Source organism: Streptomyces sp. NPDC088707 (genome assembly GCF_044752725.1).
In the GTDB taxonomy this organism is placed as follows: domain Bacteria; phylum Actinomycetota; class Actinomycetes; order Streptomycetales; family Streptomycetaceae; genus Streptomyces.
The window spans coordinates 374,706-394,405 of the sequence record NZ_JBIVLV010000001.1; the positions used below are offsets into that span (position 1 = coordinate 374,706).

A 19,700-nucleotide genomic window follows, 5' to 3' on the forward strand; every position below is an offset into this window, starting at 1 on the left:
GAACCCGTAGACGAGGACGCGACAGCATGCAGCCACCCGCCGGTGACGAGGACCGACCCGACCCCATGCAACGAACCGCCGGTGTCGAGGGCCTCGCCCCCGCAGCCCTCATGACGGCCGCCGTCGCCGGCCCGCCCGCCGCCGGCCACGAAGCCGACCCCGGGCACGCCATCAGCATGCGCGGCCTGGTCAAGAGCTACCCGGGCCCGCAGGGCACGACCACCCACGCGGTACGCGGCGTGGACCTGGACGTGGCGCAGGGCGAGACCTTCGCCTTCCTCGGGCCCAACGGCGCGGGGAAGTCCACCACCATCGCCGTGCTGTGTGCCCTGGCCCGCCCCACCGCCGGTCACGCCACGGTCGCCGGGGCCGACGTGGTCAGTCGGCCCCACGAGGTACGGCGGCGTGTCGGCATGCTCTTCCAGCACAGCGCCCTGGACGCGGACCTGACGGCCGAGCAGAACCTCCACATCCACGCACGGCTCTACGGTCTGCCCCGCCGCCACGCCCGCTCGCGCGCCGCGGGGGTACTGGAGACGGCCGGGCTGACCGACCGGCGGCGCTCCCCCGTACGCACCCTGTCGGGAGGCATGCGACGCCGCCTGGAGATCGCGCGGGCCCTGCTGCACTCCCCCCGTGTGCTGTTCCTGGACGAACCGACCACCGGCCTCGACCCGCACGCCCGCGCCCTGGTCTGGGAGCATCTGCGCGCGCTGCGCGACCGGCACGGCAGCACGCTCTTCGTCACGACCCACTACCTGGAGGAGGCGGAGAACTGCGATCGCCTCGCCATCATCGACCACGGCCGCGTGGTGGCCCAGGGCACCCCGCTCGCGCTGAAGGCCGCGATCGGGGACGACCTGGTCGTGCTGCGTACCGGTGACGACGCCGCGGCACGACGGGCCGTGCGCGACATCGTGCCGCCGGAGCGGGCCATCACCGCGGACGGCGACGGAGTCTCCCTGCGGGTTCCGGACGGCAGCACCTGGATCCCGCGCCTGTGCGCGGCCCTGCAACGCCACGGCATCGCCGTGCACGCCGCTTCCGCGGCCCCGCCCACGCTTGACGACGTCTTCTTCCACCACACCGGCCGCAGCCTCGACACCGCCAAGCCCCGCCACACGCCGGCCGTCCCCGTCGTGCCGGGCGCGACCACGTCGAGCGCAGGCACGCCGGAAGCCGGTGGCGGCCGATGACGGACCTCACGGTGAAGTCCCCGGAGACTCCGCACACTCCGGACGGCCGAGTGGTCCCCGGCGCCTCGGGGGCCCCCGGCGTCTTCGGCGGACCGGGCAGCCACGGCGGCGGGTGGCCGGGCAGGCTCCGGCACGAGCTGCGCGCGATCCACGCCCTGGTCTACCGCGACCTGCTGCGCCTGGCGGGCCAGCGCACCCACACCGCGCTGATGCTGCTCCACCCGATGCTCTACCTCCTCATCCTGGGAGGCGGCCTGGCCGCCCTCATCCCCCGTTCCTCCCTGGGGGTCGGCTACCAGACCTATCTCTTCCCCGGCATGCTGATGATGACGGTGCAGACACCGGCCATCATGGTCGGGATCCGTCTGATCACCGACCGGCAGAGCGGCTACCTGCGGGAGCTCCTCATGGCCCCCGTCAGCCGCGCCACCCTCCTCCTGGGGCACTGCGTCGGCGGCACCATGACCGCCGCGGCGCAGGGCGCCGTACTGCTCGGCCTCGCCGGCACGGTCGGCCTGCCGTACGACCCGCTGCTCCTCGTCCTGCTGCTCGCCGGGATGGTCCTGGCCTCGTTCACCATCACCGCCCTGGCGCTGGCCCTGGCCGTCACCCTCCGAAGGGCGGAGACGTTCCACACGCTCCTCGGCCTGATCATGATGCCGTTGCTGTTCCTCTCCGGCGGCTTCTTCCCCCTGCACACCCTGCCGGGCTGGGCCCACACCCTCGCCGCCGCCAACCCGCTCGCCTACGCGGTGGACCTGCTCCGCCGCTGCATCACCCACCTCGTACCCGACCAGCAGGCCGCCACCGGCATCGCGTGGGCGGGCCGTCAGCCGCCCCTCCCCCTCGAAGCCGGCCTCCTCCTCACCACGGGCCTCCTCGCACTGCTCTGGGCCGCGCGCCGCTTCAACCGTCCGGAGTGAGACCGGCGTCCGGCAGGGCGCAACCGTCCTGCGTGACACACCGCCGGCGTGCGTGGTCAGGACGTGCCGACGCCGCTGCGGGCCAGCGCGAACACCCCGAGGACGATCAGGGCGACCCCCGCGAGCTGGGGCAGCAGCCACCAGCCCGCCCGTACGTGCTCCTCGTACAGCAGGACGCCGAGGGCCAGGCTCACGGTCGCGTCGCCCAGGGTGAGGGCGGGCTGCGAGGCGACGAGCGGACCGCCCTGCATGGCGTGTTCGAGCAGCAGAAGGGCCGCGATCCCCGCCGCGCCGAAGGCGTAGGTCTGCCAGGCCGTCAGGAAGGCGCCGATGCCGCCGTCGCCGAGGATGTGCATGGACGTCTTCATGAGGGCGGCGGTGAGTGCGTAGCAGATCGCCGTCGCGGCGCCGAGACAGCCGGCCCGCGCGCGCCCGGGCGGTCTGCGCAGTCCGACGGCGGCGAGGGCGACCACGGCCACGGCGCAGGCCACCAGGACCGGCACCCAGCGGTCCAGAGCGACGTGGGTGCGGTTGCCGGTGGGCGAGGCCGCCGCGAGCGCCACGCCGAGGCCGAGCACGACCCCCGCCACGGCGACCCAGAGCCGGGCGGGCAGTCGTTCGCGCGTCAGAAGGGTGGCGATCAGCAGGGCGAGGGGAAGTTCGAGAACGAAGAGCGGCTGCACGAGGGCCAGCGGCCCGGTCGCGAGGGCCGCCGCCTGCCCGACACCCGCGGCGATGACGGCGAGGATGCCGGCCAGCCACAGGGGGCGGTGCAGCAGGTCGAGGATCAGTCCCGGCCGGAAGGAGTCGGACTGCGGGACGGTGAGCGCCGCGCGCCGCTGGAGCACCGTGGCCAGCGCGTTGCTGAACGCGGCGAACAGCGAGAAGAGAACCGGCAGGACGACGCCCATGGTCCGATCCTCACCGGGGCGGCGGCCTGCCGCGGGGCGACACCGGCGGGCGCCCGTACGGAGGACCCGGTCGGGCCAATCCCGCTCTCGCACCGACGCGCCCGGCCCTCGCTCCGATACGAGCGGCGGGCCGGGCGGCGGGGTGTGTCCTGGGTGCGGTGCCGGTCGTGCCTAGGCCCTGTCGTCAAACTCCCGTCGTCGCCCGAAGGGCGGCCCCGCGGCGTCAGGTGCGTGCTCTCGGCGTGCCGGGCGCAAGTCCTCGTACTGGACGTACTCGGGCTTGTGCCCGGTGCGGCGAGAGCGCGTGCGTGGCGTCGCGGGGCAGACGGGAGTTTGACGACAGGGCCTAGGGCGCGATCTCGAACTGCGGCGGCTGGAGGCCGGCCAGGCAGCGGGTGTCCGGCGCGGCGGGGTCGGCGAAGAACGAGTTGGTGATCGTCTGGGCGCACGGCGAGTCGGCGAAGACCACATGGGCCACGTAGGGGACCGTGACGGCGTGGGACCGGCTCAGCGTACGGGCCACGTAGGCCCCGTTGCTGGGTGCGGTCTGGGCGTCGAAGCCACCGGACAGGGCGAGGGTCGGGATGTCGCTGCGGGTCACGTCCCGGATCCAGGAAGGCGCCGGGGGGACGTCCCACGCACGGCAGTCGTCGTGGAGCCAGGCGAGCTGCGGGGCGTTGGCCAGCATCGATCGGGGGAACGACGGGAACGCGCGGCGTCCGCCCCGGATGATGTCGGCCCGGCTCTCGTACGGGGTCCACTGGCTGCAGAAGACGCCGTAGACCAGTCCGTGGGCGACCCTTCCGACGGCCTGCGGGCTGTACTTGCCGCCCGCGAGCTGCTCGGCGATCCGCTGCGGGTCGCCGTGGGCGAGTTCGTCGAGGGAGCGGGGCACGCCGGCCGCCACGTGGGTGGCCGAGGTCAGCCAGGCGACCAGATTGCCCCCGTCGAGCACGACCTTCACCGGTTCGGGGTGGACCGGGACGGTGACGGTGGTGGTGATCGGGTCGGCCTCCAGCTCGCTGACGAGGCGGAGGAAGGTGGCCTTCAGGTTCGGGTAGCGGGTGTTGCAGGCGGGCTGCTCCTCGCAGGCCTTGAACAGGCCGTCGAAGCCCTCTCGCGCGGCCTTCCAGGTGACGGCCCCGCCGGCCAGGGACGGCGGCAGGACGCCGTCGATGCCGACCGACCGGATGCCCTTCGGGTGCAGGCGCATGTAGTTGAGCGCCAGGTGGGTCCCGTAGGAGATGCCGAAGACGTTCCACTTCTTGACGCCCAGCGTCCTGCGCAGGGCGTCGTAGTCGGCCGAGCTCTCGATGTCGTTGTAGGCGCTGCGGTCGGCGCCCAGGCCGTCCACCCGGTCGCGACAGGCCCGGGTCGCCTCGACGTGCAGCCGGCCGGTGGAGGGCGCGTTGGAGACGAGGGCGAGGGCGCGGGCGTTGAACTCGTCGATGTTCGGGCAGGTGAGCACCGGGTCGGCCGAGTAGGTGCCGCGCTGGGACATGAAGATCACGTCGCGGTCGCGGTTCAGGTCGCCCGCGAGCGCCATCGGGATCTCGGAGACCGCGTCGTCGCCGGGTCCGCCGGCGAACCAGACGATCGGGTCGGGTGCCGGGGTGCGGGACTCGGCGGGCATGATCGCGACGGCGAGGGTGATCCTGCGACCCTCGTGGGCCCTGGGCCCGTCGGGCTTGTGGGCGCCCTGGGGCCGGGAGCGGTTCTCGGGCACGGTGAGGGTGCCGCAGCGGGCCCGCGCGAGATCCGGGGTCGGGTCCGCGGTCCTGGGGCAGGGGCCCGGTTGGAAGCGGGCGTCGCCGACCGTACGGGCGACTGTGCCGATCGGACCGTTCGGGCCGCTCGGGCCTTCGGCGCCGGAGTCGGCGTGTGCGGGCATCGCGACGAGGCCGACGACGAGGGCGCCTGCCGTGGCTCCTGCCAGCGTCGCCGGGAGCCGTCGGGCGGGGCGCCGACGAGGGGTCGTGCGAGGGGACATCTTGCGTCCTCCGGATTCCGGGTCAGGGGATGATGGTGAACGGTTTGGGCTCGACACCCGCCACGCAGCCCGTGTCGGGCGCGGTCGGCCGGGCCAGGAACGAGACGAGGATCGAGGCGGCGCAGGGCTCCTGCGGCATCACCCAGTGGGTGATCCCGGGGACCACCACGGCGGTGGAGCGGGGCAGTGTGCGGCCGGCGAACGGCCCCCAGGCGGCGCCGGTCTTCGCGTCGAAGGTGCCGGTGATGATGAGCGCGGGCACCTTGCTGTGGGTGGCGACCCGCTGGACCGCGGTGCGGTCCGGAACGTTCCAGGCGCGGCACAGGTCGTGCTCGAAGGGCAGCTGCGGCGCGTGGGCGAGCACGGAGTCCGGGAAGCCGGGGAAGGCCCGCCGGCCGGCCTCCAGGAGGTCGCGCTTCGAGTAGCCCGGCGCCCACTCGGCGCAGGCCACCGAGTGCGTGAGGCCGTGGGCGAACTCGCCGATGGCGGGCGTCGCGCCGGCGGCCTGGGCCCGCGCGAGGCGTTCCGGATTGCCGGCGGCGAGCTCGTACAGTGCGGCGGGGACGTCGGCGGACGGAACCAGCCGGCCGTTGGCGACCAGCAGGTTCACCAGCGTGCCCCCGTCGAGGACGACCTTGACCGGGGTTCCGCCGCCGGGCGGCGGCACGGTCAGCGTGAGGGGGTTCGCCTCCAGCCGCCGGACCTGCTCCGTGAGCGTGCGGGAGAGGTCGGGGTAGCGGGACTCGCAGGCGGGCTGGGCCTCGCATGCCGCGAAGATCGCGTTGATCCCCTCCTGGGCGCTGTCCCAGGCCCACGGCAGGCTCACGGTCTGCGGCGGCACGACCGAGTCGATCGCCAGCGTGCGGATGCCCTGGGGGTGTCTGCGCAGGTAGGTGAGGCCCAGGTCGGTGCCGTACGAGTAGCCGTAGACGTTCCACTTCCTGATGCCGAGGGCCGTGCGGAGGGCGGCGAAGTCCGCCGCGTTCTCGGTGGTGTTGTACGCCGAGAGATCGTTGCCCTCGGCCGTCAGACGGTCCCGGCACTCCTTCGCCGCGCGCACCAGCCCGCGCCCGGTGGACGGGGCGTCGTAGGGCAGCCCGACGGCGGTCGCGTTGAACCGGTCCATCTCGGGGCAGGCGAGGTTCGGCTGCGAGTGGAGGGCGCCGCGCTGGGTCATGACGATCAGATCGCGGTCCCGGTTCACCTGGGAGGCGATCAGGAAGGGGATGGCTCCGATCGCGTCGCCACCGGGACCGCCTTCCATGAACACCACCGGGTCCGCGGCGGCCTTCGCCGAGGCGGCCGGGATGATAGCGACGGTCGTCCGGATGGTGCGGGTCTTCTTGCGGGTGCGGTTCTCCGGCACCTCGAGGAACCCGCAGCGCCCGGGGATCGGCTCCGGCGTCTCGGGACACGGACCGGGCACGAACCGCGCCGGATGTCCCGGCCGGGGCCCCTCGGCGGGGGGCGACAGGGCGTTGCCGGGGGTGGGGCCGAGTGCGCCGAGCACGGCCAGGCCGGCCGCGACGAGCGCCGTCCTGGTACGCGCACGGTGGGAGCTCCCCACCAGGGGGGTCCGCCGGGCCGTCCGGCGCCGTCCGCTCTCGACGGTCCCGTGTACGGAGGGCAGGTCGTCCTGACCGATGTTCTGTTCCGCCATGTGATCCCATTTCTCGGGCGTCCCCTGCCGCTCTGGGGCCGGGGCGCGTGGGCGTGGCCGACCGCCGCGTGGTCCGGCGAGGTCGGCGCACGCCAGCTTGCGGCGGCTGTGGGAGGCCCACCACTCGAGGAGTCCACTCGGAGCAGACGTTCGCCGTACGAGGAGGGATCACGTCGCGAGGACGGCCCCCGGACACCCGCCACGGGCCCGGTCCCCCGCCGGGTCCGGACCTCCGTCGCGGGCCCGGCCCGCGCCGTCGGCTGCCCGCGAGGCCTCCGGTCGGCCCCCCGGGCCTCCGGCTCCCCAGGGGTCCCTCCCGTGGGCCGGGTTCAGGAGCGCGGCCGGTTGCCCCCTTCCCCGGGGAACCGGCCGTGGCGAGAATCTGTCCCTGTGAGGGGGAAAGTCGGCCACAGCGTCAGGGGGACGGTCATGGGCGCATGGGTGGTGCCGGGGTACACCGAGGCCCGGGAGCTCGGTGCCGGTGGCAGCGGGCGGGTGGTGCTCGCCACGCACGAGGAGACCGGTCTGCCGGTCGCCGTGAAGTACCTGAGTGAGCGCTTCCGTTCGGACGAGTCGTTCGTGCGGGGGTTCCGGTCCGAGGCACGGCTGCTCGGGGCCCTGGACAGTCCGTATGTCGTCGGGCTCTACGAGTACGTCGAGGCGCCGCGGGGCGCGGCCATCGTGATGGAACTCGTCGACGGCGTCGCGTTGCGTGCCCTCATCGCGCGGGAGGGGTCGACGGGCCCCGAGGCCGCACTCGTCGTGCTCAAGGGCTCGCTCCTGGGCCTCGCCGCCGCACACCGTGCGGGTGTCGTGCACCGCGACTACAAGCCCGAGAACGTCCTGGTCGCCGCCGACGGGTCGTCCAAGCTCGTCGACTTCGGGATCGCGGCCGGCCGGGGCGCCACCCCGGGTGTCGCCGGAACGCCCGCCTACATGGCGCCCGAGCAGTGGAACGGCGCCCCCGCCTCACCCGCGGCGGACGTCTACGCGGCGACCGCGACGTTCTTCGAGTGCCTGACCGGCCGCAAGCCGTTCTCCGGCGACAACTTCGCGGAGCTCGCCCTGCACCACATCGACTCGCCCGTGCCCGACGGTCAGGCGCCGGAGCCGCTGCGCCCGTTGATCCGTCGGGGTCTGGCCAAGTCCCCGGACGAGCGGCCGGAGAACGCGGCCGCGTTCGTGACCGAGCTGGAAGCGGTCGCCGCGGCCGCCTACGGGCCGGACTGGGAAGAGCGCGGCCGGGGACGGCTGGCGGCGCTGGCGGCTCTTCTGCCTCTGCTGTTCCCCTCCTCAGGGGGCGGAGTGTCGGAGGGCACGACCGTGTTCGCCACCACCACGCTGCCGACGCCGCCGCCGCGCACTCGGTGGCGCCTCCCTCGCGGAGTGCCGGCGGGCGCGGCCGCGCTCGTCCTGGCGCTGCTGCTCGCCCTCGCCGCGCGGGCCGGTGTGGAAGCGGCGGACGGTGACAAGGCCGCCGAGGCCTTCGCGACCACCAGCACCGGGCCGGGCTCGTCCGCGCCCGGGCCCGACACATCACCACCGTCGCCTTCGGCGTCGCCGTCGGCCTCGGGCCCTGAGCTCTTTCCGTCGGCCACGACACCGTCGCCCTCCTCGTCCGGGAGCGTCGAGCCGAGCGCCACATCCGACGGGCCGCTCACCGACGACACGACGACGGCGCCGACCACGACCTCTCCCCCGACTCCCCCGTCCGGCTCGACGTCGCCCACCGCGCCGACGCCCTCGGCCCCTACCACTCCGACCGTCACGCCCACGACCACGACTCCCACTCCTCCTCCCGTCACCGTGACCGCGGTCTCGGTCACGAGCCTGCGCCAGACGGGGTCGACCACGGCCGCGGGCACCGTCGAGGTCACGACGGACGGAACGGGGCCGGTGACGATCCACATCGAGTGGTTCACCGGGGACGAGAAGGGAGCGTCGGGCGCGCCCGACGGCTCCGAGACCTACCAGCGCGAGGGCGCCACTCAGTACACCCTCACGCTCGCCCACGACGTCCGGGGCGCCGGGTGCTACTGGGGCCTGCGCGCGACCACGTACCCCGCCGCCTCGAACGGCGGTTCCCTGCAGCAGATCTTCATCCGGCGGTGCACGATCTCATGAACGACGACGACTACAGCGCCACCGAACTCGGCAGCCACTGGTTCGAGCGTCCGGCACCGGAAGCGACACCCGACCGGGTGGAAGGCGAGGTGCTGCGGTTCGGGCCGGGCGTGACCGCGGCGGCCCTCCGAAGGGCCGGGGACAGCCCCACGGTGGTCGAGATCTGGCACGGCACGCTCCCCGGCGTCCCCGCGCCACGGCCCGCCCGCTCCCGGCGGCCGTGGCGTTACGCGGTCGCCGCCGTCGTGCTGGTCGCCGTCCTGCTCTTCCTCGCCTGGCGGCAGTACGGGCCCGGCGTCGCGGTGCGGGACGTCACGGTCGGCGTCCCCGGGCCCGGGCTCGACTGCGACGGCACGGCGGACGTGGTGGGCCTGGTCCGCACGGACGGGCGGCCCGGCACTCTCACGTACCGCTGGGAGCGCAGCGACGGAACCCGGTCCGGGACGCTGAGCGAGAAGCTGGCCCGAGGGCAGAAGGAGGCGCGTCTCCATCTCCTGTGGACCTTCCACGGGCCCGGAACCCACCGGGCCGTGGCACGGCTCGTGATCACCTCGCCCAGCACTCACTCGGCGGCGGCGACGTTCACGTACGACTGCGACTGACCGGGCCGAAGAGCGGCGCGCGTCCCGTACCTCCTGAGCCCCACGGGTGGGGCTCAGGAGGTACGGAGTGGGCTGCCGAGCCCCACGGGTGGGAGCAGGAGGTACGGAGTGGGCTGCCGCCTACCGTCTGGTGCCCGGTGGACGGCGTGGTGTCACTTCAGGTGCCTGTCCAGGAAGCGGCACCCGTCCTCCAGCTCGAACCACGGGGTACCGGTGTGCCCTCCGAGGTTGGCGTGCAGCGTCTTCTCCTTGCTGCCGAAGGCGTCGAAGAGCTCCAGGGCCCGTTGCCGGGGGTTTCCCTCGTCGTCCCACTGCAGCAGGAACAGCAACGGAACGGTGACCTCCCGGGCCTCCTCGCGCTGGGCACGGGGGACGAAGCCCCCGGCGAAGAAGCCTGCGGCCGCGATGCGCGGCTCGGCCACGGCCAGCCGGATGCCGAGGGCGGTCCATCCCCCGGAGTACCCGACCCGGCCGCCGACCTCGGGCAGGTCCAGGACGGCGTCCAGGGTGGTCCGCCACTCCGGGACCGCGTTCTCGACCAGCGGGCCGATGAAGGACTCGAAGATCTCGTCGACCGGCTCACCGGCCCGCATCGCCCGCCGGAGCTCGGCGCGGACCTGCTCGTCGGCGGCGGAGCGGGGACGGTCGCCGCACCCGGCGGCGTCGATGGTGGCCACCGCGTAGCCGCGCGACGCGGTGTACCGGGCCCGGGCCACCAGCCGGGGGTCGGCCTTGGGCAGGCCGTTGTTGTGGGACATCAGGACCAGCGGGGCGGGTTCGGACCCGGGTGTCCACAGGGTGCCGGGAATCTCGCCGAGGGTGAACTCGCGCTCGAGGACGCCGTCGTCGAGGCGTTGTTCAGAAGTGAAGTGCACGGTCGTGCCTTTCGGGAGGGCTCGTGAACGGCGCTCCCGGACGACCTATCGCCCGACCGTGACCCCGGAGGGGAGCACCCATGTCGATACTGCGTTCACGGGTACCACCTCCTCGTTCTCTCGCACGGCCTCCGCGAGGCTAGCAACGGTCGCCGTGGTCCGCCAACGGGTTTCCGCGGCGGCCTCGGAGGTCGGTGCCGGTCGGGTCCCGGTCGGGGCGAGGACCCTTCGTACCGACATGCGCGGGGACCCGCCCGGTGGTGGAATGGGTCCACTGAGAGAGCCACGACACCAGGGGTTGCGCCGTGAACGACGAAGCGGAAGAACTGGGACCGATCGACTATCTGATCGTGGAGTTCCCAGGCAGTCGAATGACCGGCGAGGGCCTGCCCCTCCTGGTCGACCTCGTGGACCGTGGCCTGATCCGCATCCTCGACCTGACGTTCGTCAGGAAGGAGGAGGACGGCTCCGTGAGCGGCCTGGAGATCGCCGACCTCACCGGTGACGGCGAGCTCGACCTGGCCGTCTTCGAGGGCGCGTCCTCAGGACTCCTCGGTCAGGACGACCTCGAAGAGGCCGCGAGCGCCCTGCAGCCGGGCAGTTCCGCCGGCGTCCTCGTCTACGAGAACCGCTGGGCGGCGCCCTTCGCGGCGGCCCTGGCCCGCGGTGGTGCCCAGGTGGTCGCCTCCGGACGGATCCCGGTACCCGCCCTCCTGGCCGCGCTCGACAGCACGGACGATGCCCGCTGAGCGTCGGCTGACGCCAGTCGGGGAAAGAAGGGAACCTCCATGCCAGGCCTCCTCCGCGGTGTCGCGCGCACGGCCGTCGTCGCCGGAACCGCCACCGCCGTATCGAACCGGGTGAGCCGCCGCCAGCAGGGGCGGTGGGCGGCACAGCAGGAACCGCAGTACGCGGCCCCGCCGCCGCCCCCGCCCCCTCCGGCCGCGCCGCCCGCGCCCGCTCCGGCGGCCTCCGACATGTCGAGCAAGATCGATCAGCTGAAGCAGCTCGGCGAGCTCAGGGATCAGGGCGTGCTCAGCGACAGCGAGTTCGAGGAACAGAAGCGCAGGATTCTCCAGGACTGAGCGCGATGCGCGGTGACCGCTGAGGTGTTCGTCCTCGTGCGCCCGTGGGCCGGGGCCGCGGCTGTTTCAGCCTCGGGCCCGGCTACGGGCAGGACGCTCCTCAGGAGCGGAGGAACGCGCGGACTCCCTGGGAGACGGTGTCGTCGCCGAGGAGGTCGTTGTGGGCCAGGCAGCCCGCGGCGTTGTTGGTCGCCCCGGTCAGGGGGACGCTGCTGTCGGGGTTGATGACCTCGTCGCAGTTGGACCACCAGGTGGCGTAGCGCACGGTCCCGGGCGTCTCGTCGCCCGACGCGAGGCCCTTCTGGACGTACGAGCCGGGAGTCATGTCGCGACACGCCTGGTCCCACAGCGCGCAGGCCCACGCGGTGCTCGTGCCGTGGTTGGGGCCTGCGAGGGACACCCAGTGGGCGACCGAGGCCTGACCGGCGGGGTCGTGCTTCGTGTACCAGCGGGTGACGAGGCTGCCGAAGGAGTGCGCGACGAGGTCGACCCGGCTCGCACCGGTCTGCCGCTTCACGCCCTCGACGTACGCGGCGAGTTCGCCGGACAGCACCTCGTTCACTGACCGGTGCGTGTCGTAGCCGAAGGAGAACAGCTCGCCGTCCGTGTATCCGTCGGCCTTGAAGTCCTCACGCAGGCCGCCCCATACGCCGGGGTCGGCGTTGTAGCCGTGGACGAACACGACCGGCGTGCGGGCGGCCGCGCTCGGGACCGGTGCCTGGGCTCGGACCGTGGCGGTCGGCACGAGCAAGGACACGACGGCGGCGAGCGTCGGTACGGCGATCCTGGCGGCGATCCGGGAACCGGGCTTCAACACACTTCCCCCTACGACGTGTTACGCACGAGTAGTCAGGAGCATGGTGGGGCCTCGGGGCCTGGAAGAACAGCCCTCGTACGCCAGGAGATCTCGCGCCGCGCGCCGCGACACGCGCCGCTGCACCGCTGCACCGCGCCCTCTTCCGTCGCGCCGCCGGGCCGCGCATCTGCGTGACGTCGTGCGGTTGCGGCGCGGTCGCCGTGTCCCCGCCGGCCGTCTCCGTCACCGGAGGCGGGTCGCCGCCGGCGTCCAGCTCGGGTCGCGGCCGCTCAGGCCTACCGCCCGGTCCAGGAGCGGTGCGTCGTCCGGGACGGGCACCACGGGTCCGAAGATGCCTCCGCCTCGGGTCTCGTCCTCCGCGGCCGCCAGCAGGAACGCGTGCGCGGCTCCCAGCGCGGTGACATCGGGGGTGTACTCCTGGCCGGTGGCCCGGGCCAGGTCCCAGCCGTGGATCACCAGTTCGTCGACGGCGACCGCCGCCGCGATCTCGCCGGGCAGGTCCACGCTGCCCGCCCGGGTCATGCCCGTCCAGGCGGACGGATCCCTCCAGGCCTCGGCCAGTTCGTCCAGCACCTGCGGCAGCACCTCTCGCCAGTCGGCGGGGAGAGAGGGCGCAGCCGTGTCGGGGGCCGTGTCCGTCGTGGGCCCCAGGTCCTTGCGGGCCGCGTCGCGGAAGGCCGTGGCAAGTCCGGTGAGGTGGCCCAGGAGGTGCCGGACCGCGTAGTCGGGACAGGGGGTCGGGTCGGCGAGCCGCTCGTCGGGGACCGCCGCCGCGAGACGGGCCACGACGCGGGTCTGCGGCCCGAGGTCGAAAGTCGTCGATCGGGTCATCTGCCGCTCCTTGGGCGTGTGGGGTGTGTGGGGTGTGTGGGGTAGACCGGGCGCGGCACGCGAACTCATCGGTGGTTGTGCTCCCGATCGAGACCATGGCCACGGAGCAGTCCCGCGCGCGACGGCAGACGGTGGCGCCCCGGTTCGCGGGCTGCTCAATTTCGGCATGGGGTTTCATCGTCGCCCTGCGGCGGCCCGGGGGGCGCGGCGAACCGCCGCGCCCCGCCCTCATCAGCTCATCGGCCCATCAGGCCAGGTAGTCGGCGACCCGCTCCGCGAAGGCCTCCGGGGAGAGGACCTCGACGCCGAGTTCGGCGGCCTTGACCGCCTTCGAGCTCGGCTTGCCGTTCGCGGACGGGGCGGCCACGAGTATGGACGTCCTGGCGCTGACGCTGCTTCCGGCGCGACCGCCGGCCTTCTCGATCAGTGCGTTCATCTCGGAGCGGCCGAAGCCGTCCAGCGGGCCCGCCATCTTTCCGGTGACCACGACGACCTTGCCGTCCAGCGGTCCGCCGCCCTGGGCCGCGGACGGGTCCTCGGGCTCCGTCATGTTGACGCCTGCCGCCGCCAGCTTGTCGATGACGGAGGCCAGCGCTGCCACCTGCTCGACGATGACCGGGGCCTTCTCCGGGCCGATCCCCTCGACGTCCTGCATCTCGGTGGCGTCGGCCTGCCGGATCGCCTCCATGGTGCCGAAGTGCCGGGCGATGCGGCGGGACATGCTGCGCCCGGTGCCGAGCACTCCCAGGGCGCAGAAGACACGGTTGAGGGGGCGGTCCTTCGCCGCCGTGATCTGCTCGGCGAGCTTGGTCCCCCGCTTCGCACTGCCGGACGCGGCCGTCAGCTGCTCGACGGTCAGCGTGAAGAGGTCCGCGACGTCGCGGACGTCGCCCGACTCCACCAGAGCCGCCACGTACGTCTTGCCGAGGCCGTCGATGTCGAGCATCTCGCGCCCGGCGGCGTACTCGATCAGGGCCGGGAGCGCGCACGCCGTGCCTTTCGCGCAGCGCCACCGCTCCTGTGCCGTGTTGATCTCGCCACCGCAGCGGGGGCACGCCTCGGGCAGGGGCACCGGCGTCGCTCCGGAAGGGCGGAGCGGGACGACCGCCGCCTGGACGCGCGGGATGATGTCGCCCGCCTTGTACACGGTCACCGTGTCGCCGATGTGGAGGTCGCGACGGCGGATGTCCGCCGGGTTGTGCAGGGTCGCCCGGGTGACCGTCGATCCGTCGATCTCCACCGCGGCGAGGATGGCGGTGGGGGCCAGCACGCCGGTGCGGCCGACCTCCCACACGACGTCCTCGAGCACCGTCTGCCGCTCGATCGCGGGCAGCTTGACCGCGATGGCCCAGTGCGGGAAGCGGGAGCCGAGTCCGGCCGCCTCCTGCTCGGCCGTGTCGTTCAGCTTGATGACCAGGCCGTCGATTCCGACGGGCAGCTCCGTACGTATCGCGGCGACGGCGTCGGCCTGTGCCTGGGCGGCGACCAGGTCGGAGACGACGAGCAGGCCCGCCGGTGAGGCGGCGGTCGTCTGCACCCCCGCGTCGGCCACCGCTGCCAGCGCCTCGGCGTGGGTCGCTCCCGCGGGCAGGAACGGCACGCCGTCCAGCTCCACCACCCCGTACGCCCAGAACGTCATCCGGAGCCGGTACGGGCGGCCCTTCGCCCTCACCGTGCCCGCCGTGCCGTTGCGGGGATTGACGAAGACCTGCGCGCCATGCGCCGCGCGGACCTCGTTCGCCGTCTCGAACTGCGCCTGGGTGAAGGCGACCTCGCCCCGGACCTCGACGGTGACCGGCTCGGCGAGCTGCTCGGGCAGACCGTCGATCTGACCGATCACATGGCTGACGTCCTCGCCGTGCCTGCCGTCGCCGCGGGTGACGACCTGTACCAGGCGGCCGTCGCGGTAGCGGGCGGCCACGGCCGCTCCGTCGATCTTCGGTTCGACGGTGAAACCACCGGCCGGGGCGCGGCCGAGGCGACGCTCGACGGAGGCGCCCCAGGCCAGCAGTCCCTCGGCGTCGAAGACGTTGTCCAGACTCAGCAGTCGAGTGGTGTGCGCGACGTCGCCGGCCGGGGCGGCGCCGTCCGCCACCAGGCCGGTGGGGGTGTCCGGGGAGACGTCGGCCGGGTTCGCCTCCTCCCAGGCCAGCACGGCGAGGCGCAGCCGGTCGTACGAGGTGTCGTCCATCGTGCTGTCGCCGTCCCCGTAGTAGGACCGCGAGGCCTCACGGAGGTGCTGGAGAGCGGCCTCGTACGCGGCACGGTCGGACACGGTGGGCAGGCCGGGCAGGCCGGACAGCGCCTCATCGGCGGGAATCGTCGTCATGGGGAGATCCTCTCGCGGGGGTCTGACAACGGCCGCTGAGCCCGGCGGGGGCCAGGCAGCTGCCAGGCTGCGCGGGGCGCCCGGGGGCTGCCGTGCGTGGTTGCCGGTCACCCGCGTCCGAGGGTCGGCGCGCCTCGGCGGAGGGTGTTGTCAGTGGCTCCCGGTACGTTGTGGTCAGCTGCTCGAACTCCTGGGCGGCGCTGCACGACGGGGGTACAGACGATGAGTTCGAACGGTGTGTGGAGGGCGGTCGGGGAGCACGAGGTGACACTCGATCACTCGACCGGGACCGAGCCGGTGCTGCGCTGCCGGACGGGGGCGGGGCGCGAGCTGAGGAAGGTGCCTGCGGCGCTCGGCGCCGAGCCGGTGGTGCGGGAGCTGACCGCGCTGGCGGAGTGGATCGGTGACCATGCCGCCGGGGTGTTCGCGAGCGTCGGGCGGTGGATGACGCAATCCCTGCCGGTGCCCGCCGCGTTGATACGGGAGGTGTGGCCCGACCCGTACTGGCGGCGCGCGTTGCGGTACGCGGTGGTCGCGCCGTACGACGGGGTGGAGGCGGACGTGGAGCCGGCCGGGGTGCTCACGGGCGTGGTGTCGCAGCCTGCCGGTGCACTCGTCGTGGCGGGTCTCGACGGGGACGAGCGCGAGCTCCACGACGCGGTCGTCGTGATCCCGCATCCGGTGCTGCTCGATCCGCACGACACCGGCGTCCTCGGACGGTGGCGACACCTGCTCGTCACGCTGGGCGGAGAGCAGGGGATCGAGCAGCTGGACCGTGCGGTGTACGTACGACCGGACTGCTCTCCCGCGCCCGGAACTCGGGGCTCGCGGGAGGGGATCTCCGCCTTCCACGGCGCCGTGTACGCGTCCGGTGCGCACTTCGAGCGGGTGGCGCGGTCCTTCGGCGGACGGATCGGCGGGGAGCGTGCGGGCTTCTCGTTCGGGCATGGCGGACGCACGTACGGCATGGTGGCCGACCTGCGCCACCAGGGCCCCGCCGCGCCGGTGAACCTGTACGACTTCCGGTTCGCCGAGGCGCGGGGGCGGCAGGGGGCGGGGGCGTACGACGCGGTGCCCCGGCCCGTCTGGTCCGAGGGGATCAGAGCGATGGCGGTCCTCTACGACGAGCGGGATGCCGCTGCGGGAGGTTCGTCCGAGAGGACGGCGACCGGCGCCGACTCCGGCTCCGCCTATCGGGCCTTTCTGGTGGCGTGCGCCGAGTACGCCACGGCCGGCGCACCGGAGGCCGGTGGCCCTGAGCCTCGGCAGCCCGCCCACGCGTCGCGGTTGCTCGACGCGGGCGCTGTCCTCGCGGGTCCTCCCGGGGGTCCGGGCGAGGAGTCGTTGACCGCGCGACGCTACGGCTCACCGTTCCTGGAGGGCGACGACTGTCTCGTCCGCCTTGTCGTGGCACGGGCCGTCGGGGCGCAGGACGCCGTGGCGCGGGCGCTGGGTCTGGAGCCGGACGCGGGTGGGGCCACGCCGGTGGGCAGGGCGCCGCTCCGGCCTCTGGACCTCCTGACCAGGATCTGCCGTGCGCACCCCGGGCTCGCACGGGAGGCGATGGGATTGCTGGCCCCGTTGCGTACCTGCGCGAGGACCGCGGGTACGAAGCCGGGCCGGGCCGCGACACAACTTCGGGCCAGTCTGGAGAAGCTGACCGCACCTCACCCTGAGCTTCTGCCGTACGCCCTGGACGAAGGGGCGCGGATCGTGGCCGCGGAGGGCAGTGTCGCCATGGCCAGACCGCTGTACGTCGAGGCGCGGACGGCCGAGCAGCGGCTGGGTGGCATCGACGAGGACGCTCTGCGGGAGCTCGTCTCGGAGTTCCGCGCGCTCGGTGTCGTCGACGAGAAGCTGCTCGGGCAGTACCGCACGGACCTCGCCGCGCGCTCGTCGGAGGGCGCCGCGTACGAGAGCTTTCGTCGGCTCGTCCTGGAGTGGTGCCGGGCCGAGAGCACGATCCCGGTCTCGGTCGTCCGGGACGGGGTCACGCACCATCGGCAGCGGGACGTCCCGTCCTCGTTCGCCGTCGAGCTCGCGCAGGGGGTGGGCGGCCCGCCGCCCGTCGACGACACGCAGACGGAGATCTTTCATCTGCTGTTGCGCGGCGGCGGCTTCGAGAGAGCGACGACGCCCGTCTGGGAGGCGTGGGCCGGGCCGCTGGAGCGGGACCTCGCGGAGCACGCCGACACCGCCGACCAGCTGAGGACCCACTTCCCGGAGCCTGTGGGGTCCTCCGCCGTGGCGAAGAGGGCGGCCGCGGAAGCATGGCTCGCGCTGATGACGCGAGTCGGACTGCTGGAGCGGTTCACCGGGGCGGCCGAGCCCGTCTCCGTCGAGTCGGCGAAGCGGGCGAACGCCTGGCTGACGCAGTTCTTCGCGCGGTACGCGGGCCTGCGGCAGCCGGTCGAAGGACTGGAGCCGGTCGTGGCATCGGTTGCCGCCCTGACACGCGCGGCGGGCGAGACCCGCGAGCCGCTGGCCGGGCTGAGGGCCCGGTCGCTGGGAGGTGACTTCTGGGGCGTCGGGTTCGACCTCGCGCTGCTCGCCCTGATGAAGCGGGTCGGGATGCCCCTCGGTGAGCCGGAGGGCGAGCACGGGCCCCACGCCCTGCAGTGGATACAGCGGCGGGGGACTGCCGGTGTCGAGTGCGTGCTGGCCGACCCCGGCTTCCGGGAGCCGATCCGCGGCGAGCTGACCGGAGCCGTACGGGGAAGCCTGGGCTACACCGTGACACGGCACTGCCTGACGCCGTTTCCGAAGGTGACCCGGCAGGTGGCCGGTTCGGAGCCGTTACGGGAGCTGATGGCCGGGGTCCTGGACGAGCGGGCCCGGCGCGTGCGGGCGGGCGGTGCGGGCGGCCTGTTCGCGCTCCAGGACCTGCTGCTCCATGTGGAGCCGTTCGTCGTCGCCGGGGCGGTGAAGCACTTCGACGGGTACGTGCGGGAGGCGCTGGCCGTCGACCCGGCCGCCCTGCTCGCGGAGACCCTGCGCGCCGGCTGCCTCACCCCCGCACACGAGGGTGACGAGCGGGTGACGTCCTGCGGGCTTCGGGCGGTGACCGCCGACCACGCGCGGGAACTCCTCGAGACGACGGACGAGGCCGTCAGGGACCGCCACGCGGAGATGTTCGGCGTGGAGCCCGCCACGCGCAGGAGCAGGTACCTGGACTTCCGGCCGGGGAGCGCGTTCGCGCAGGACCTTCTGCCCGGCGTCGGGAAGGCGCTGCCGGGGATCACGGACGACTCCTGTCGGTCGCACGCCCTGGGGGTGGTGCAGGGCGTGCTGTGGTGCGAGAGGTGGCAGGCGACGCTCCGGGGGCTCATGTCCTGACGCCCGCCGGCAGCGCCTCCGGTGGCGGCGGGCGGGAAGGGCGTCGTCCCGTTCATCCGAGCGCCATTGGCTCGACAAATGACGCCTGCTCCGGCGTGGTTGACGCGCGTCGACCGGGCCGTCAGTCTCGGGGGGACTCTCAGCCCTGGGTCACCTCGGATTCGTGAGGCCTTGGAGGTTCGATGTCCCGACGCCCCCTGCGTTCCCTGCCGCTCCGCCTACTCCTCTCGTTTGTCATGATCATGACTGTCTCGTTGGGCGGTGTGGTCGCCACCGCCGGCACCGCCCAGGCGGACGGCTGCTACACCTGGTCGCGCACCCTCTCCCAGGGCGCCTCCGGCGCCGACGTCACAGCGCTGCAGATCCGGGTGGCCGGGTATCCCGGCTACGGCGGGGTGCTGGCGATCGACGGCGCCTACGGCCCCGGGACGGCGGCCGCGGTCAAGCGCTTCCAGGCCGCCTATGGGTTGGCCGCCGACGGTGTCGCGGGCCCCGCGACGTTCAGCAAGATCTACGCACTCCAGGACGACGACTGCACCCCCGTCCACTTCTCGTACGCCGAACTCAACGACTGCAACACCACCTGGGCCGGCGGCGCCGTGAGCGCGGCCACCGCCAAGTCCAACGCCCTGCGCACGATGTGGAAACTGGAAGCACTACGGCACGCCCTCGGCGACCAGAGCATCCGCGTCACCAGCGGCTTCCGCAGCCAGGCATGCAACGACGCGGTCGGCGGCGCCGCATCGAGCCGCCATCTCTACGGAGACGCGGCCGACCTCGGCGCCGGACCCCACTCGCTGTGCCTCCTGGCCCAGCAGGCCCGTCACCACGGCTTCAACGGGATCCTCGGCCCGGGCTACCCCGGACACGGCGACCACACCCACCTCGACCACCGGGCCGGCCGCTTCTGGTCGGCGTCCAGCTGCGGCATCTGACGACGCGACGGCACGCCTCGGTCAGGTCGTCGCCGCGCCGACGGGGATCGCCGCGGAGAGGACCGTACCCTCGCCCGGGAGGTATT

At 73.4% G+C, this 19,700-nt stretch carries 15 protein-coding genes; 8 read left to right on the forward strand and 7 right to left on the reverse strand.

The features are described 5' to 3' along the window. The first annotated feature begins 65 nt into the window (after window positions 1-65). The gene (locus ACIP84_RS01840; RefSeq protein ID WP_401793324.1) at window positions 66-1,196 is read left to right on the forward strand and encodes an ATP-binding cassette domain-containing protein; all 1,131 of its coding nucleotides are present in this window, start codon (window positions 66-68) and stop codon (window positions 1,194-1,196) included. Next, entirely contained in the window at window positions 1,193-2,119 is a 927-nt protein-coding gene (locus tag ACIP84_RS01845; protein WP_401793327.1) for an ABC transporter permease, read from the forward strand. The genes ACIP84_RS01840 and ACIP84_RS01845 overlap by 4 nt, the downstream gene beginning before the upstream one ends. A gap of 56 nt (window positions 2,120-2,175) precedes the next feature. On the opposite strand, the gene ACIP84_RS01850 is transcribed toward ACIP84_RS01845, so the two are convergent. The 3 genes from ACIP84_RS01850 to ACIP84_RS01860 form a co-directional block, all read right to left on the reverse strand. Next, entirely contained in the window at window positions 2,176-3,030 is an 855-nt protein-coding gene (locus tag ACIP84_RS01850; protein ID WP_401793330.1) for a DMT family transporter, read from the reverse strand. A gap of 346 nt (window positions 3,031-3,376) precedes the next feature. Beyond that, window positions 3,377-5,020: an alpha/beta fold hydrolase gene (locus ACIP84_RS01855; protein ID WP_401793333.1), complete on the reverse strand. Its 1,644-nt coding sequence runs from the start codon at window positions 5,018-5,020 to the stop codon at window positions 3,377-3,379. A gap of 22 nt (window positions 5,021-5,042) precedes the next feature. Further along, the gene (locus tag ACIP84_RS01860; protein WP_401793336.1) at window positions 5,043-6,680 is read right to left on the reverse strand and encodes an alpha/beta hydrolase; all 1,638 of its coding nucleotides are present in this window, start codon (window positions 6,678-6,680) and stop codon (window positions 5,043-5,045) included. 429 nt (window positions 6,681-7,109) lie between these two features. On the opposite strand from ACIP84_RS01860, the gene ACIP84_RS01865 reads away from it, so the two are divergent. Continuing rightward, on the forward strand, window positions 7,110-8,804 hold the full coding sequence (locus ACIP84_RS01865; protein ID WP_401793339.1) for a serine/threonine-protein kinase: 1,695 nt from the start codon (window positions 7,110-7,112) through the stop codon (window positions 8,802-8,804). Continuing rightward, on the forward strand, window positions 8,801-9,406 hold the full coding sequence (locus ACIP84_RS01870) for a hypothetical protein (protein ID WP_401793342.1): 606 nt from the start codon (window positions 8,801-8,803) through the stop codon (window positions 9,404-9,406). The genes ACIP84_RS01865 and ACIP84_RS01870 overlap by 4 nt, the downstream gene beginning before the upstream one ends. Before the next feature lie 152 nt (window positions 9,407-9,558). On the opposite strand, the gene ACIP84_RS01875 is transcribed toward ACIP84_RS01870, so the two are convergent. Further along, window positions 9,559-10,281 (reverse strand): alpha/beta hydrolase, encoded by a 723-nt coding sequence (locus tag ACIP84_RS01875; RefSeq protein ID WP_355967487.1) that lies wholly within the window; start codon window positions 10,279-10,281, stop codon window positions 9,559-9,561. A 305-nt stretch (window positions 10,282-10,586) separates the two neighbouring features. Here ACIP84_RS01875 and ACIP84_RS01880 point away from each other — a divergent pair, with 305 nt between their 5' ends. Together ACIP84_RS01880 and ACIP84_RS01885 are read left to right on the forward strand one after the other, a co-directional pair. Then, entirely contained in the window at window positions 10,587-11,030 is a 444-nt protein-coding gene (locus ACIP84_RS01880; protein ID WP_355967498.1) for a DUF6325 family protein, read from the forward strand. A 39-nt stretch (window positions 11,031-11,069) separates the two neighbouring features. Then, window positions 11,070-11,366, forward strand: a complete 297-nt coding sequence (locus ACIP84_RS01885; RefSeq protein ID WP_355967503.1) for an SHOCT domain-containing protein — start codon at window positions 11,070-11,072, stop codon at window positions 11,364-11,366. Window positions 11,367-11,466: 100 nt separating this feature from the next. Here the strand turns inward: ACIP84_RS01885 and ACIP84_RS01890 are convergent, their stop codons facing one another. From ACIP84_RS01890 to ligA, 3 genes are all read right to left on the reverse strand, one after another. Further along, window positions 11,467-12,183, reverse strand: a complete 717-nt coding sequence (locus tag ACIP84_RS01890) for a triacylglycerol lipase (RefSeq protein WP_355967506.1) — start codon at window positions 12,181-12,183, stop codon at window positions 11,467-11,469. A 222-nt stretch (window positions 12,184-12,405) separates the two neighbouring features. Beyond that, a complete protein-coding gene (locus tag ACIP84_RS01895) occupies window positions 12,406-13,014 on the reverse strand; it encodes a TIGR03086 family metal-binding protein (protein WP_401793347.1) in 609 nt (202 codons plus the stop codon). A gap of 247 nt (window positions 13,015-13,261) precedes the next feature. Further along, entirely contained in the window at window positions 13,262-15,343 is a 2,082-nt protein-coding gene (ligA, locus tag ACIP84_RS01900) for an NAD-dependent DNA ligase LigA (protein ID WP_401793350.1), read from the reverse strand. 264 nt (window positions 15,344-15,607) lie between these two features. Between ligA and ACIP84_RS01905 the strand changes: the two genes are divergently transcribed. Next, window positions 15,608-18,679: a DUF4132 domain-containing protein gene (locus tag ACIP84_RS01905; RefSeq protein WP_401793353.1), complete on the forward strand. Its 3,072-nt coding sequence runs from the start codon at window positions 15,608-15,610 to the stop codon at window positions 18,677-18,679. 242 nt (window positions 18,680-18,921) lie between these two features. Next, window positions 18,922-19,614 carry a D-Ala-D-Ala carboxypeptidase family metallohydrolase gene (locus ACIP84_RS01910; RefSeq protein WP_401793356.1) on the forward strand — a complete coding sequence of 231 codons (693 nt, stop codon included), beginning with the start codon at window positions 18,922-18,924 and terminating at the stop codon, window positions 19,612-19,614. Window positions 19,615-19,700: the final 86 nt, after the last annotated feature.

Excerpts from the sequence above, each read along its gene's own strand:
- ACIP84_RS01840 (WP_401793324.1), top strand. The coding sequence starts at position 66 with ATGCAACGAACCGCCGGTGTCGAGGGCCTCGCCCCCGCAGCCCTCATG.
- ACIP84_RS01845 (WP_401793327.1), top strand. The coding sequence starts at position 1,193 with ATGACGGACCTCACGGTGAAGTCCCCGGAGACTCCGCACACTCCGGAC.
- ACIP84_RS01850 (WP_401793330.1), bottom strand. The coding sequence starts at position 3,030 with ATGGGCGTCGTCCTGCCGGTTCTCTTCTCGCTGTTCGCCGCGTTCAGC.
- ACIP84_RS01855 (WP_401793333.1), bottom strand. The coding sequence starts at position 5,020 with ATGTCCCCTCGCACGACCCCTCGTCGGCGCCCCGCCCGACGGCTCCCG.
- ACIP84_RS01860 (WP_401793336.1), bottom strand. The coding sequence starts at position 6,680 with ATGGCGGAACAGAACATCGGTCAGGACGACCTGCCCTCCGTACACGGG.
- ACIP84_RS01865 (WP_401793339.1), top strand. The coding sequence starts at position 7,110 with ATGGGCGCATGGGTGGTGCCGGGGTACACCGAGGCCCGGGAGCTCGGT.
- ACIP84_RS01870 (WP_401793342.1), top strand. The coding sequence starts at position 8,801 with ATGAACGACGACGACTACAGCGCCACCGAACTCGGCAGCCACTGGTTC.
- ACIP84_RS01885 (WP_355967503.1), top strand. The coding sequence starts at position 11,070 with ATGCCAGGCCTCCTCCGCGGTGTCGCGCGCACGGCCGTCGTCGCCGGA.
- ACIP84_RS01895 (WP_401793347.1), bottom strand. The coding sequence starts at position 13,014 with ATGACCCGATCGACGACTTTCGACCTCGGGCCGCAGACCCGCGTCGTG.
- ligA (WP_401793350.1), bottom strand. The coding sequence starts at position 15,343 with ATGACGACGATTCCCGCCGATGAGGCGCTGTCCGGCCTGCCCGGCCTG.
- ACIP84_RS01910 (WP_401793356.1), top strand. The coding sequence starts at position 18,922 with ATGACTGTCTCGTTGGGCGGTGTGGTCGCCACCGCCGGCACCGCCCAG.